Origin of the sequence: Curtobacterium sp. MCSS17_006 (assembly GCF_003234215.1) — a bacterium.
Taxonomy (GTDB): domain Bacteria; phylum Actinomycetota; class Actinomycetes; order Actinomycetales; family Microbacteriaceae; genus Curtobacterium; species Curtobacterium flaccumfaciens.
Genome location: NZ_QKSO01000005.1, coordinates 181,995 through 195,808, shown reverse-complemented (window position 1 = coordinate 195,808; position 13,814 = coordinate 181,995). Strand labels below are relative to the sequence as shown.

Annotated in this window: 15 protein-coding genes and 2 tRNA genes; 7 read left to right on the top strand and 10 right to left on the bottom strand. The window is 70.9% G+C overall.

Annotation, left to right across the window (positions count from 1 at the left end; translation table 11 throughout):
- Positions 1-233: 233 nt before the first annotated feature.
- From DEJ21_RS07290 to DEJ21_RS07275, 4 genes are all read right to left on the bottom strand, one after another.
- Positions 234-309: transfer RNA gene (locus DEJ21_RS07290), tRNA-His, on the bottom strand.
- Positions 310-384: 75 nt separating this feature from the next.
- A complete protein-coding gene (orn, locus tag DEJ21_RS07285; protein WP_111224161.1) occupies positions 385-1,023 on the bottom strand; it encodes an oligoribonuclease in 639 nt (212 codons plus the stop codon).
- A gap of 816 nt (positions 1,024-1,839) precedes the next feature.
- Positions 1,840-3,081: an MFS transporter gene (locus DEJ21_RS07280; protein ID WP_111224160.1), complete on the bottom strand. Its 1,242-nt coding sequence runs from the start codon at positions 3,079-3,081 to the stop codon at positions 1,840-1,842.
- Positions 3,078-3,527 carry a MarR family winged helix-turn-helix transcriptional regulator gene (locus DEJ21_RS07275; RefSeq protein ID WP_111024208.1) on the bottom strand — a complete coding sequence of 150 codons (450 nt, stop codon included), beginning with the start codon at positions 3,525-3,527 and terminating at the stop codon, positions 3,078-3,080. The genes DEJ21_RS07280 and DEJ21_RS07275 overlap by 4 nt, the downstream gene beginning before the upstream one ends.
- A gap of 83 nt (positions 3,528-3,610) precedes the next feature.
- On the opposite strand from DEJ21_RS07275, the gene DEJ21_RS07270 reads away from it, so the two are divergent.
- Positions 3,611-3,901, top strand: a complete 291-nt coding sequence (locus tag DEJ21_RS07270) for a hypothetical protein (protein ID WP_071405508.1) — start codon at positions 3,611-3,613, stop codon at positions 3,899-3,901.
- Positions 3,902-3,930: 29 nt separating this feature from the next.
- Positions 3,931-4,191 (top strand): thioredoxin family protein, encoded by a 261-nt coding sequence (locus DEJ21_RS07265; protein WP_027464648.1) that lies wholly within the window; start codon positions 3,931-3,933, stop codon positions 4,189-4,191.
- On the opposite strand, the gene DEJ21_RS07260 is transcribed toward DEJ21_RS07265, so the two are convergent.
- The 3 genes from DEJ21_RS07260 to DEJ21_RS07250 form a co-directional block, all read right to left on the bottom strand.
- The gene (locus tag DEJ21_RS07260; protein WP_111224159.1) at positions 4,135-5,574 is read right to left on the bottom strand and encodes a DUF6716 putative glycosyltransferase; all 1,440 of its coding nucleotides are present in this window, start codon (positions 5,572-5,574) and stop codon (positions 4,135-4,137) included. The genes DEJ21_RS07265 and DEJ21_RS07260 overlap by 57 nt on opposite strands.
- Before the next feature lie 181 nt (positions 5,575-5,755).
- Positions 5,756-6,628, bottom strand: coding sequence for an N-acetylneuraminate synthase family protein (locus DEJ21_RS07255; RefSeq protein ID WP_111224158.1), 873 nt, complete (start codon positions 6,626-6,628; stop codon positions 5,756-5,758).
- Positions 6,625-7,419 (bottom strand): cytidylyltransferase domain-containing protein, encoded by a 795-nt coding sequence (locus DEJ21_RS07250; RefSeq protein WP_111224157.1) that lies wholly within the window; start codon positions 7,417-7,419, stop codon positions 6,625-6,627. The genes DEJ21_RS07255 and DEJ21_RS07250 overlap by 4 nt, the downstream gene beginning before the upstream one ends.
- A gap of 152 nt (positions 7,420-7,571) precedes the next feature.
- Between DEJ21_RS07250 and DEJ21_RS07245 the strand changes: the two genes are divergently transcribed.
- A tRNA-Arg gene (locus DEJ21_RS07245) sits at positions 7,572-7,644 on the top strand.
- A 62-nt stretch (positions 7,645-7,706) separates the two neighbouring features.
- Here DEJ21_RS07245 and DEJ21_RS07240 read toward each other — a convergent pair.
- A complete protein-coding gene (locus DEJ21_RS07240; protein ID WP_111224156.1) occupies positions 7,707-9,038 on the bottom strand; it encodes a hypothetical protein in 1,332 nt (443 codons plus the stop codon).
- Between the two features lie 89 nt (positions 9,039-9,127).
- Positions 9,128-9,394: a hypothetical protein gene (locus DEJ21_RS07235; RefSeq protein WP_111095461.1), complete on the bottom strand. Its 267-nt coding sequence runs from the start codon at positions 9,392-9,394 to the stop codon at positions 9,128-9,130.
- Between the two features lie 150 nt (positions 9,395-9,544).
- On the opposite strand from DEJ21_RS07235, the gene msrA reads away from it, so the two are divergent.
- The 3 genes from msrA to DEJ21_RS07220 all read left to right on the top strand — a co-directional run bounded on the left by msrA (position 9,545) and on the right by DEJ21_RS07220 (position 11,110).
- Positions 9,545-10,072 carry a peptide-methionine (S)-S-oxide reductase MsrA gene (gene msrA / locus DEJ21_RS07230; protein ID WP_111224155.1) on the top strand — a complete coding sequence of 176 codons (528 nt, stop codon included), beginning with the start codon at positions 9,545-9,547 and terminating at the stop codon, positions 10,070-10,072.
- Positions 10,073-10,109: 37 nt separating this feature from the next.
- Positions 10,110-10,313, top strand: a complete 204-nt coding sequence (locus tag DEJ21_RS07225; protein WP_027464651.1) for a hypothetical protein — start codon at positions 10,110-10,112, stop codon at positions 10,311-10,313.
- A gap of 119 nt (positions 10,314-10,432) precedes the next feature.
- Positions 10,433-11,110: a single-stranded DNA-binding protein gene (locus tag DEJ21_RS07220; RefSeq protein ID WP_110864903.1), complete on the top strand. Its 678-nt coding sequence runs from the start codon at positions 10,433-10,435 to the stop codon at positions 11,108-11,110.
- A gap of 72 nt (positions 11,111-11,182) precedes the next feature.
- Here DEJ21_RS07220 and DEJ21_RS07215 read toward each other — a convergent pair whose 3' ends face one another.
- Positions 11,183-11,920, bottom strand: a complete 738-nt coding sequence (locus DEJ21_RS07215) for a hypothetical protein (RefSeq protein WP_111030562.1) — start codon at positions 11,918-11,920, stop codon at positions 11,183-11,185.
- Between the two features lie 189 nt (positions 11,921-12,109).
- Here DEJ21_RS07215 and ettA point away from each other — a divergent pair, with 189 nt between their 5' ends.
- Complete coding sequence (gene ettA / locus DEJ21_RS07210) at positions 12,110-13,795, top strand: energy-dependent translational throttle protein EttA (RefSeq protein WP_111030561.1); 1,686 nt, start codon at positions 12,110-12,112, stop codon at positions 13,793-13,795.
- The last annotated feature ends 19 nt before the right edge of the window (positions 13,796-13,814 follow it).

Below are 13,814 nucleotides of genomic sequence, written 5' to 3'. Positions count from 1 at the left end.
TCGACGACGAAGACCACGTTGTCGAGCCCGTCGACCATCTCGTCGGGCAGCAGGTCGAGTTCGTCGGTCACGAGTTGCTCGAACGCGTCGGCGGACATCTCCATCACGGGTGGATCGTCCCACACCGCGCTGACCACTCGCGGCTGACCACTCGCGGCGAAGCCGGACGGCGCCCTGACAAACACTGAGGGAGAGCCCCGGTTGCGTCACACGCAACAGGACTCTCCCTCGACTGGGGTGAATAACGGGTCTCGAACCCGCGACCTCCTAGACCACAACCAGGCGCTCTACCAACTGAGCTATATCCACCATGTTCGAACCGGCGGACCGGCGCGACCACTCAATAGTAGTACATGCGAGACGGGGTGCGGACCACCCGTGTCGCTACTCGGCCGCGGGCTGCGCCAGCCGTGACTCCCACTTCGCCACGACGTCGGCCTGCACGGCACGCACGTCGTCGGTGCTCGGGCCGGGCTCGGCGACGAAGCCGGCACGGCGGTAGTACTCGAGCTCGCGGATCGACTCGAGGATGTCCGCGAGGGCCCGGTGCCCACCGTGCTTCTCCGGCGCGTTGAAGTACACGCGGGGGAACCAGCGGCGGCAGAGCTCCTTGATGCTCGACACGTCGACGCTGCGGTAGTGCAGGTGCCCGTCGACCCGCGGCATGTACTTCGACAGGAACGCGCGGTCGGTGCCGATGGTGTTGCCGGCCAGGGGTGCGGAGCCCTCAGCGGGGACGTGCTCCAGGATGTACTCGAGCACCTGGTATTCGGCGTCCGCCAGGCTCACGCCGTTCGGGATCTCCTCGATGAGCCCCGAGGTGACGTGCATGTTCGTCACGAATTCGTTCATGTTGTCGAGCGCGGACTGGTCCGGCTTGATGACGATGTCGAACCCGGGGTGCACGGGCTCGAGGTCGAAGTCGGTGATGACCACGGCCACCTCGACGAGTTCGTCGACCTCGAGGTCGAGGCCGGTCATCTCGCAGTCGATCCAGACGAGGCGGTCATTCGCGGTTGCCATGTCCCCGATCCTATTCCCGCCCTGCGTTCGTCCCGTACGTGCCGCTGCGCCCGCTCGCGCTGGCCGGCCCGTGCCTGCCCGTTCCCGCCCGTTCCGTGCGTCGGATGCGCGAGCGGATGCGCGAGCGGGCGAAATGCCGCGGTCGCCCTGCGGACGCACCCGGACGTTCTGCCCGCTCGTCCGGGACGCGAGCCGCACGCGGTGCAGGCGACCGCCTGGAGGCTCAACGCGACTCCGCAAGCCGCCCCGCGCCTCCAGGCGGTCGCCCTCCGCCCCGCCTGCCGCGCCGATCCCGCCTCCTCACCACGAGTGGGCGAAATGCCGCGGTCACCCGGCGGACGCACCCGGGCATTTCGCCCGCTCGCCGACTGCGGTTGCGCCCCGGGCGCGGCTCCGCACGCCCGTGTCCAGCCGAGCGGGCGAAATGCCGCGGCCACCCCGTGGACGCACCGCGGTATTCCGCCCGCTCGCCGACGCCGCCGCCCTGGTCGCGGCTCCGCACGCCCGTGTCCAGCCGAGCGGGCGAAATGCCGAGGGTGCCCTGCCGGCGCACCCGGATGTTTCGCCCGCTCGTCCGGACGCGAGCCGCGAGCACTGCAGGTGACCGCCTGGAGGCCCGGGGCGACCCCGGCAGGCCGCCCTGCGCCTCCAGGCGGTCGCCCTCCACCCCGCCTGCCGCACGGTTCTGGCCAGCTCCGCACGAGCGGGCGAAATGCCGGCGTGCCCAAGGGGGACACTCCGGCATTTCGCCCGTTCGTGGGGAAGCGGGGTGCGGGGTGCAAGTGGGGCGCGCGTGAAGCGCTCCGCACCCCGCCGCTACGCCATGTCGCCGGCGGTGATGGCCTCGGCCTCGATGCGCTCCGGCTCGGGACCGTCGTCGACGCGGCGCAGGACCCTGGTGGTGCAGAGGATCACGACGAAGGCGACCGCGACGGATGTACCCGCGAAGACGTAGGCGGCCGAGGGGGAGTACGCGTCGGCGAGCAGGGTCGCGACGGGCGGGGCGATGGCGCCGCCGATGAAGCGGACGGCGGAGTAGGCGCTCGAGGCGACGGAGCGGGGGAGGTCGGTGGCCTCCATGACGCATTCGGTGAGCACGGTGTTCAGGACACCGAGGACGAGGCCGCCGATGACGACGCAAATGATCAGGCCGACCTGGGAACGGACGACGAGGGCCGCGGCGAACAGGTCGAGCGCGAGCAGGGGCAGTGCGATCTTCAACACCGTCGTCCTCCGGAGACGGGCGGTGAGCATCGGGGCGACCCACACCGACGTGATCGCGAGACCGACACCCCAGCCGAAGAACGTGAACCCGATGCCGAGCGCGCCGAAGCCGAGCGGGAACGGCGTGTACGCCAGCAGGACGAAGAAGCCGATGTTGTAGAACAGCGCGGTCGCGGCGAGGGCGGCGAGTGCCGGACGGGTCAGGGCGCGGAAGGGTGCGGAGAGCTTCGTCGGCGTGGGCTTCTCGAGGCTGCCGGTCTTCAGCAGGGCGACGATGGCGATGAACGCGACGGCCATCAGGGTCGTGACGCCGAAGAACGGGCCGCGCCAGCTCACCGAACCGAGCAGGCCTCCGACGAGGGGACCGACGGCGATGCCGAGGCCGAGCGCTGCCTCGTACAGGATGATCGCCGAGGCGGTGCCGCCCGACGCTGCCCCGACGATGGTCGCGAGCGCGGTGGAGATGAAGAGCGCGTTGCCGAGGCCCCAGCCGGCACGGAAGTCGATGATGCTCCACACGCTGTTCGACGTCGCCGCGAGCACCGAGAAGAGCACGATCAGGGCGAGTCCGATGAGCAGGGTGCGCTTCGCGCCGATGCGGCTGGAGACCCAGCTGGTGAAGAACATCGCGACGCCGGTGACGGCGAGGTAGCTCGTGAAGAGCAGTTCGGTCTGCGCGGGGGTCGCCTTGAGGGACGCCGCGATCGCCGGGAGGATCGGGTCGACGAGGCCGATGCCCATGAACGCGACGACGCAGGCGAAGGCGATCGCCCAGACCGCGGACGACTGCTTGAGGATGGAGCCGGACTGGCCGGCGGGTGCGTGGGCGTTCACGCGGGGATCTCCGTTCCGTTGGGGGTTGTCCGGGTGCGCTGGGCGATCAGGTTCGCCGCGTGGTGCAGGACGTCCCAGTCGTCGTCGGTCAGGTCGGCGAACAACGGACCGACCGTGCTGGTGAGGGTGGAGCGCCAGGAAGCGAGCCGTTCGCGTCCGGCCTCGGTGAGTTCGATGAGCTGCCCGCGGGAGTCGTCCGGGTCGACGCTGCGGCTGACCAGGCCGTCGGCGAGCATGCCGGCGACGAGCCGGGTCATCGTGGGCTGCGCCACGCGGGAGGCGGTGGCCAGTTCACCGAGTCGCAGTGGTTCGTCGGTCTCGAGGATGCCGAGCGTGCGCCAGACCGCGGTGGACGTGGTGTTGCCCGTCGACTGGACGGCGCTGCGGATCAGGCGGTTGACGGAGACGAGGAGGGTCTCGATCGTCTGCTCACGCGGTGTTTCCATAGCCGAACTATATAGCCGTGCTATGAATAGCGCAACGACGGGCCGGACAGACTGCACCAGCCGCCGCCTGATAGAAGGGAGGCATGAGCGACATCACCATCCACGAAGGCGACGAGTACACCGCGATCTTCCACGGCGGCCCCTTCGACGGCACGACCGACACCCGCACCGCCACGAGCGACGCGCTGGACGACGAGGTCACGGTGTTCGCCGACGTCGAGGGCCTGCAGACCGCCTTCACCTACCGCGCCACCAAGTCCCGCCAGGTCCTCGACCAGATCTCGGTCGAGTTCACCTACGAGCCCGGCGAGTCCGACCCGGTCGACGACCTGCAGGACCGCGGCGACCGCAGCGGCGAGTTCGACCGGGAGTAGAACCCCTACCCGCCGCGTTGCAGGACCACATGCAGCTCGACCTCTGGACGTCCGCCTTCTGTGCGCCGTGCGCCGCCGCCCGCCGGGTGTCGGCCGAGGCCTCGGCGCTCGTCCCCGGGCTCACCGTGACCGAACGCGACGTGGCGGCACACCCCGACGACGCGGAAGACCTCGGTATCCGGTCCACGCCCACGATCATCGTGCGGCAGGACGACGGCACCGAGGTCTTCCGTTCACCCGGCGTCCCGACCCGCGACCAACTCCTGCTCGCGGTGGCCAAGGCGCTCTGAACGAGCCGCCGCCGCGGCCGGGGCGGCCGCCGCCGTGGCCGTCCCAGCGGTGGCCCCCGGCACGGGCACAGCGGCCCGCGCCCCCGCACGCTGCGACGTCGGCGCCGCCACCACCACGGGCTCCGGCGGATCGACCAGCGCCCGCACGCGTCGCGCCAGCCGCTTCGCGCCCCGGATCGGCGCCCCGATGCCCAGCGCAACCAGCCCGAGCGGACTGCGATCGGCCCCACCGAGGGCGTTCTTCCGCTCCCATGCACGGCGCAGCACCCCACCGCGACTCCGCCGTGCCGGTGCCCGGTCCACCAACGTGCCGGCGTCCCGTCGGGCCATGAGCTCCACGAGTCGGTGCTGCCAGTCGTCCTCCGAGGCCGGGTGGAAGTAGTTGTCCCGCATCCACTCCGGCCGGACGACACCGAACCGTCCGTCGACCAGGTCGACGGCGTCACCCTCGAGGCCGCTCCCCACGAACACCTCGTTGATCAGGTGCCGCCCGATCCCGAAGTCGGTCAGCGTGAGTGCGGGCACGCCTCGCGCCGCCGCCTCGAGCACCGCGGTCGAGCTGATCGTCACGAGCGCCACCGCACGGTCGAGGTGCTCGGCCATCGGGCCGCTCTCCACCACGAGGTTGGTCGGCGCGTCCGCGGGCACCAGGTCCGGGTACGGGTGCTCCTCGCGGTGCGTCTGGTGCTCACCGGCCGCAGCGCGCGTCTTGATGACGACGCGCCACTCCGGGTGCGCCCGCGCCGTCTCGACGAGCCACCGCACGACGAGGGCACGGTCGGCCCGCTCGAACGGCACACTCGGCTGCGCAGCGAAGACGACGGAGTCGCGGCCGGTCGAGCCCGCACCATCGCTCGCGCCGGCGCCGCCGGTCGCGCCGACCCCCCGCGCGAAGGGCAGCGTGGCGAGCGCGAAGTGCGGCTCGACGCCGCCCTCGCGCGCCATCTCCTCGTACGCGCGGACCTCACGATGGCTGTGCAGCACGAACAGGTCGGCCCGGGCGCGGAAGAAGATGCCCTTCCACTTCGACGGGAACGAGATCCCCGGCAGCCCCGAGACCAGCACCGGCCGGTCCGGGATCCGCCGGTGTACCTCGTCGATCACGAGCTCGGCCACCGGTCCGATCAACGACACCAGGACGGCGTCCGGCGGGTCCTGTCGGAGCTCCTCGACGACGGCGTCGACGTCCTTCGGCGCTGGCGGTTCCCGGTGCAGGTGGGCGAGGCGCCGGTCCAGCCCGCGGAACGCCGACCGCAGCTGCTTCGGACTCGCCGACCTCGGGGTCGCCACGGTGCGCAGCTCCAGGTCCCAGTCCGCCGGTGCGCTCGCCAGCAGGTGGGCGCCCCACTTCGCGAACGAGTCGGTGTCGACCAGGCCGACCACGCGTCGGACGCGTGGTGACGCGTCGGACGGGAGGCGCGCCTCCCGTCCGCCCGTCGACCCACTGCCGTCAGCCGGCGCTTCCAAGGCGCGGGTCCCGTCGACCGGGCCGCTCACGCGCCGACGCGACGCAGCTTCGCGAGCGGTGCCTGCTCGCCGGCGGTCGGATGGGGACTGCATCCGCTCACGCGCCGACGCGACGCAGCTTCGCGAGCGGTGCCTGCTCGCCGGGGAAGATCCTCTTCACGCCGTCGCCGAGGGCGGTCTCGATGATGCGGATGTCACGGGCGAGCGTCTTCAGGCCGTGCGGCTCGAGCGACGCGGCGTGGTCGGATCCCCACATCGTGCGGTCGAGCGTGATGTGGCGCTCGACGGCCGTGGCACCGAGGGCAACGGCGGCGATGGAGATCTGCAGGCCGGGCTCGTGGCCGGAGTACCCGACGGGGACGCCCGCGTAGCGGTGGGCGAGGGTGTCGATCATGCGGAGGTTCGCCTCCTCGGCCGGCAGCGGGTAGGTCGACGTCGCGTGCATGAGGACGAGGCGGTCGGTGCCGAGGGCCTCGACGGCGGCGTCGATCTGCTCGAGCGTGGACATGCCGGTCGACAGGATGACGGGCTTGCCGGTCACGGCGACGGCGGCGAGCATGCCGAGGTCGGTGACGGACGCCGAGGCGATCTTGTACGCGACGACGTTGAGGTCCTCGAGGAAGTCGACCGACGGCTCGTCCCACGGCGACGCGAACCAGTCGAGCCCGCGGAGGGTCGCGTGGTCGCCGATCTCGATGTACTGGTCGCGGTCGAACTCGACGCGGTAGCGGTACTCCAGGTAGGTCATGTCGCCCCATGGGGTGCTGCGCGGGGTGTTCTTCATGTGCTCCGGCGTGGAGATCGCGGGAGTGCGCTTCTGGAACTTCACGGCCTGCAGGCCCGCGTCGGCAGCGACGTCGATGAGCTGCTTCGCGATGTCGACGTCGCCGTTGTGGTTGAGGCCGATCTCGCCGATGAGGTACGCGGGGTGGCCCGCGCCGATCGTGGACGTACCGATGGTGACGGTCATGGTGCTCCGTTCGGTGCGGGGGTGGCCCGCGTCGGGGATGGGTCTCGGGTCGTGGTGGGTGCGGGGGCCGGGTCGCCGACGCGTGCGTCGGCGAGTGCGTCGGTCAGCGCGCCGGGCGCTTCGGCGAGGGCTTCGGCGAGGGCCAGGTCGCCCTCGTCGTCGATGTCGATCGCGCCGGCACCGTCGACGACGGCCAGCTCGACGCGGCCGTGGAACCGGTGCCGGTTCTCGAGGAACCCCGCCGTCCGCATCACGTAGAAGGCGCCGGTCTCGCGGTACTCGGGCTCCCGGTCCTGGCGGCGGGGCCTGGTCGAAGCGTCGTGGTTCACCGCCACCGCCGTGCCGTCCGGGGCAGTCCGCCACAGGAACGCGTGTGACGGAGCGGCGGCGAACACCGCGTCGGCGTGCCCGTCGACCACGCGTGCGACGGCGGTGTCGAGGTCGGCCGGGTCGATGAACGGCGAGGTCGCCTGCAGGAAGACGAGGACCTCGGGCAGCGGGGTGCTGATCGCGTCGAGGACGTGCAGCAGCGCGGACTCCGAGGACGCCTCGTCACCCGCGAGCTCGGGTGGACGGCGGACCACGGCGGCACCGGCGGCGACCGCCTCGGCAGCAATGGCGTCGCCGTCGGTCGTGACGACGACCTCGTCGATGCGCGTGGCACGTCGTGCCGACTCGACCGCCCGACGGACCAGCGAACGTCCCGCGACCGTGCGGAGGTTCTTGCCGGGGATCCCCTTCGACCCGGCACGTGCGGGCACGACGGCGAGGACGGAACCGGTGGTGCGCATGCTCCGGACGCTACGAAGCGCGGGTGTCGCGGAGGGGAACGGGGAGCAGACGGCGGCCGACCGTTGGGCGACCGCCGGGTCCTGTCACCCCGACGCGGCGGGGCGCGCATCGAGCGTCCCGGGGCCGCTCGCCGCTACAATCGACGCTGCTCGCCTCCGTAGCTCAGTGGATAGAGCAGGTGGTTTCTACCCACCGTGCCGCGGGTTCGATTCCTGCCGGGGGCGCCGAAGACGAACAGGGCCGCCATCCTCTCCGGATGGCGGCCCTGTTCTCGTCGTGGGGGTGGTTACTCGTCGTCGTCCGCGGCGCGGCGTCGGAGTTCGGCGGCGCTGATCGGCTGCGTGTACGGCGCCTCCGAGGTCTCGTTCGCGTCGGCGGGCTCGGCGGGGGCCTGGTTCAGACGTGTCGGGACGGACGTGGTGTTCGTCGCGCCGGGGGAGTCGACCCGGGGTGCCGATGCGGGCGGGACGTCGTTCGCGGGCGCCCGGTTGACGTGGGCGTCGGCCGCGGTGGGCGTCGCGACGGGGCGGTCGGACGAGGACGGTCGGTCGTTCCGCGGTGCGCGGTCGGTGTCGCCGAAGGCGCGGGTGGCGCTCGCGTCGCCGGGTGCGCGGGTGGCGCTCGCGTCGCCGAAGGCCCGCGTGGCGCTGTCGTCGTCCACGACCTCGGTGTCGTCCGTGCCGCGGCCCTGGACGGAGCGGGCGGGCGAGGTCGGGGTACCGAGCGCCGGACGGACCGGGGGCGCAGCCTCGTCGTCGCCGTAGACGCGCGTGGTGTTGTCACCGAAGGAGCGCGTGGCGTTCTGGTCAGCGCTGCCGCGGTTCGGGTTCGTGCCCGCACCACGGTTCACGGAGAACGACGGGGTCGTCGCGCCTGCGGCACCGGCAGACGCAGCGCCGGGCGCAGCAGCACCGGCTGCGGCAGCGGCCGCCGCCGGAGGGGTCGAGGGTGCGGACGCGGGGCGCTGCGCCGGACGCAGCGAGGTCGTCGTCGGGGTGGGACGCTCGGCGGGGGCAGCCGGAGCCGGCGCCGGGGCCTGTGCGGGTGCCTGCGTGCGAGGGGCCTCGGCCTGGTCGGCGTTCCAGTCCTGCTGGCGCTTGATCAGGTCGGCGTCGGGGTCCGGGGACTCGAACTTCCAGCGCTCGAGGTCGGCCTTGAAGAGCTTGCGCGCACGGCTCGGTCGCGCCTGCCAGTCGAGCAGGCGGTCACGGAACTCGGCGAGGGACTGGTCCGCCTGGAAGCTGAACGTCGACGAGTTCTTCTTGATGTCGGCGATCTCGTGCTGGGCCCAGTTCGCGGCCAGCGGCGCACCCTGCACGGGGAGCAGGCGCAGCCGGATGTCGGCGTCCTCGGCGAGGTGGTCGGCGTACGCACGCTCGTCGTGTCCGAGCGATCCCCATGCCGCTGCCTTGCGCGCAGCCGTCAGGATCGCGGCGACGGCCGCGTTCTTCGATTCCCGCTCCTGGAGCGCCACGACCCGCTTGGTCGCGCTGCGCCCGATGAGCGCCGCGATGACGCCCGCCACGACGATGGCGACGAAGGGGATCACAGCGCCCGAGAGCACCCGCCAACCCGTGTCGGACGAAGTCCAGTCGGTCAGGTCGTTCCACCAGTCCATGCGCGCACCATACCCACGGAACGGTCAGGCGTCGGGGAGGCCGGACGGCGTTCCGTGCATCCCGGTGCAGATGATTCCAATGTGGAACATCATGACCAGCGCAGGGTGTCCACGGCGTCGTCGGCGGACCACACGCTCGGCAGCTCGACGAACCGGCGCTCGGTCGCGACGTACCGGCGGGCACGGTAGGCGGTGTCGCCGGCGACGTCGATGCGGTCGACGTACCCGACGATCTCTCCGTTGGCCCGGGTGATCCGGCTCAGGTCGTCGCGGACGTCGAGGATGCGGTAGTCGCCCCGGGCGCGGGCCAGCGGGACGGTGCGGATCCGCAGTGCGGGTTCGGTGATGGTCTGCATCGCTGGCCTCCTGGTCGGTGTGGTGCCGACGCTACGGGGGACCACCGACACGCCGAGGGGCAACGTCCGATCTGGGGAACAGGGTCTCCGCGCACACTGTTGTGGAGGAACGACGGGGCTGCACGGGCAGCCCGGAGAGAGGTTGTGCCCATGACCACGTTCGTGCTCGCAGGTGGATGTTTCTGGTGTCTCGACGCCGTGTACCGCACACTCCAGGGTGTGCAGGACGTGGTGTCCGGCTACGTCGGCGGACAGGTCGAGGACCCCTCGTACGAACTGGTGTGCACCGGGACGACGGGGCACGCCGAGGCGGTCGCGGTGACGTTCGACGAGTCGGTGATCCCGGCTGACGTGATCCTCGACGTCTTCTTCACGCTGCACGACCCCCGGCAGCTGAACCGCCAGGGGGCCGACGTCGGCACGCAGTACCGCTCGGCGATGTTCCCGGCCGACGACACGCAGCGCGAGCTGTTCGAGCGCGCCATCGAGCGGGCGTCGGACATCTGGGACGGCGGGATCGTCACCACCATCGAGCCGCTCTCGACGTTCTACACGGCAGAGGAGTACCACCAGGACTTCTTCGCGAAGAACCCCGGGCAGGGCTACTGCCTCGCAGTCGCGCTGCCCAAGGTGAACAAGGTCCGGAAGGCCTACAGTCAGTACATCCTGGCGTCCTGACCCCGGGGCGGCAGGGCCACGAGGAGGTGGTTCGAACATGACGGACAACACGGGAACCTGGGTCGCGATCGGTCCGGCCGGAGCGGTGGGCAGCATCCACCGCGCGGCGGACGGGTTCCAGGTCGAGCTCTACGGACGACGACGGGCGGGCGGGCCGTACCCGTCCCTCGAGTCCGCGAAGGGCGCGGTCCACGCCGCGCTCGGACCGTTGGCCGCCCGGCCCGAGTTCCGAGCGCACTGACCGGGTCCGGACAGGAGGCCCGGGGGACTCGTCCTCCACAGGTCGCCTGATCGGGTCCACACGCCACAGATCGAGCCCGGGGTCACTGACGCGACCCCGGGCTCCGTGACGATCGACGCATGAACGACATCATCACCGTCTGCGGAATCGTCGCCACCGAGCCCCGGCACCTCGTCACCGAGACCGGCATCGCCATCACGAGTCTCCGACTCGCCTCACCCTCGCGCCGCTGGGACCGGGCCACCGCCGCCTGGGTCAACGGCGCCACCAACTGGTACACCGTCACCGCGTTCCGGTCGCTCGCGTCGAACGTGTACAAGTCGCTGAAGAAGGGCGACCGGATCGTCGTCGCCGGCCGGGTCCGCATCCGCACGTGGGAACGCGACGGTCGCGGCGGGACCTCGGTCGAGATCGACGCCGACGGAATCGGCCACGACCTGGCGTGGGGGATCAGCAACTGGCTGCGGGTGCCGCGGCAGGTCGGCGACGGCGCCTCGGGGCAGGGTGGTCTGCGCGGGGTGGACCCCCGCACCGGCGAGGTCCGCGACCCCGTGGGGCACGGCGCCGGTCACGGGTCCGACCACGGCGCGGAGCCGGACGGTCCGCACGACCACGCACCAGCGACCGAGCACGGTCCGGACGGTGACGGTGACGTCGACGGGGTGCACGGGGCGCCGCCGCCCGGCGACGGCGAGGAGCCCGCGGGGCCGTCCGAGCACGTCCTCGAACAGGACGCCGCCCCCTGGGACCCCGCGCCGCCCCTCGACGACCACGCACACGACGCCGAAGCGGCCTGACCCGCACGCCGACCGGAGTCAGGGTGCGGATCAGGCCGCCGGGTGCGCGTGCGGTTCACCGCGTCGCGTCGGTCACCACTTCTGGGCGATCATCCCGATGCCGGAGACCTGGGCGGTGTCCCAGTTGCCGCCTCGGGGCAGCCCGGTCACGCGGCCGTCGATCTTGAAGCTGGCGCCCTGCACCCGCGGGCTGTTCGTCTGCTTCGCCTTCAGCCCGTGGAACGAGAAGCTCGTGTCCCACTTGCCGTTCAGGCCGGTGTTCGACTTGCGGTCACCGACCGTGATGCGGGTGTTCTGCACCGTCGAGTGCACGACGTCACCGTTCAGGCGGGCGTTGGCCTCGGCGTTGAAGAACAGGCGACCGTCGAGGTTGAGCTTGAGGGTGCCGATCGTCTTGTGGTTCACGATCATCGTCGCGACGTCGTTCTTGTACCAGCGCATGCCGATGGGCGTGAGCTTGTTGGTGGCCGGGCCGAGGTAGCCGTAGGTGAACTTGCCGTTCTGCACGCGCTCCCAGATGTAGCGCGGCTTGCCCTTGCTCTGCGGGGAGCCCTTGTCCGACTGGATCCCGAACGCGTAGGCGTTGTTGTGGGCGTCGTGCACGTTGATGTACGACGAGTAGCCGGTGCCCGTGCCGTTGGCGCTGATGCTCGCCGTGTACAGCAGGTAGGGGCTGCCCTTCGGCACGGCACCGGCGGCCGATGCCGGCGACACCGGGGCGATGAGCGCGACGGTGAGTGCGATCGCTCCGACGAAGGGGAGCGCGAGGCGGCGGAGCCGCGACGGGGTCGTGGTCGTGTGCGTGGTCATGGTCCTCGTCCTGTCCGTGGTCCTGATCCTGGTCCTCGTCGTGGTGGGCGACGGGCCCGAGGTAGCGGGGTGAGGCCAAGCTACGTCGTCCGTGTCGCGAACAACAGGCTTGTTCGTACAGGTGCGGGAAGCGGCGATCCGGCGTCGGGCGAGCGGTGCTCCGGCGGTGTCACTACACTTGGGGCCGATATGGCTGAGTACATCTACCAGATGGTCCGCGCCCGCAAGGCGGTCGGCGACAAGCTGATCCTCGACGACGTCACGATGTCGTTCCTCCCCGGTGCCAAGATCGGCGTCGTCGGACCGAACGGTGCGGGCAAGTCGACGATCCTGAAGATCATGGCGGGTCTCGACCAGCCGTCCAACGGCGAGGCGAAGCTCACGCCGGGCTTCAGCGTCGGCATCCTCATGCAGGAGCCGGAGCTCGACGAGAGCAAGACCGTGCTCGAGAACGTGCAGGAGGGCGTGGGCGAGATCCACGGCAAGCTCGCACGCTTCAACGAGATCTCGGCGCTCATGGCCGAGCCGGACGCCGACTTCGACGCGCTCCTGGCCGAGATGGGCACCCTGCAGGAGGACATCGACGCCGCCGACGCGTGGGACCTCGACTCCCAGCTCGAGCAGGCCATGGCCGCGCTGCAGTGCCCCCCGGGGGACGAACTCGTCACCCACCTGTCCGGTGGTGAGAAGCGCCGCGTCGCGCTCTGCAAGCTGCTGCTCCAGAAGCCCGACCTGCTCCTCCTCGACGAGCCCACCAACCACCTCGACGCCGAGAGCGTGCTCTGGCTCGAGCAGCACCTGCAGCAGTACCACGGTGCCGTCCTCGCCGTGACCCACGACCGGTACTTCCTGGACCACGTCGCCCAGTGGATCGCCGAGGTCGACCGCGGCCGCCTGTACCCGTACGAGGGCAACTACTCGACCTACCTCGAGAAGAAGCGCGCTCGCCTCGAGGTCCAGGGCAAGAAGGACGCCAAGCTCGCGAAGCGCCTGTCCTCGGAGCTCGACTGGGTCCGGAGCAACACCAAGGGCCGCCAGGCGAAGTCGAAGGCCCGTCTCGCCCGGTACGAGGAGATGGTCACCGAGGCCGAGCGCACCCGCAAGCTCGACTTCGAGGAGATCGTGATCCCGGTCGGCCCGCGTCTGGGTTCGCAGGTCATCGACGCCGAGCACCTGCGCAAGCAGTTCGGTGAGCGCGTCATCATCGGCGACCTGTCGTTCACGCTGCCCCGCAACGGCATCGTCGGCGTCATCGGCCCGAACGGTGTCGGCAAGACCACGCTCTTCAAGACGATCGTCGGCCTCGAGCCCCTCGACGGCGGCACGCTGAAGATCGGCGACACGGTCGACATCTCGTACGTCGACCAGAGCCGTGGTGGCATCGACCCGAACAAGAACCTGTGGGAGGTCGTGTCCGACGGGCTCGACTACATCCAGGTCGGCAAGACCGAGATCCCGTCCCGCGCCTACGTGTCGCAGTTCGGCTTCAAGGGCCCGGACCAGCAGAAGCGCGCCGGCATCCTGTCCGGTGGTGAGCGCAACCGTCTGAACCTGGCGCTGACGCTCAAGCAGGGCGGCAACCTGCTGCTCCTCGACGAGCCGACCAACGACCTGGACGTCGAGACGCTCGGCAGCCTCGAGAACGCCCTGCTCGAGTACCCCGGTTGCGCCGTGGTCATCACCCACGACCGGTGGTTCCTCGACCGCATCGCCACGCACATCCTGGCGTGGGAGGGCCTCAACGAGGACGGCACGCCGAACTGGTACTGGTTCGAGGGCAACTTCGAGGCCTACGAGGAGAACAAGATCGAGCGCCTCGGTGCCGATGCCGCGAAGCCCGGTCGCGCGACGTACCGCAAGCTCACCCGCGACTGACCCTCGTGGCGAGACTGCA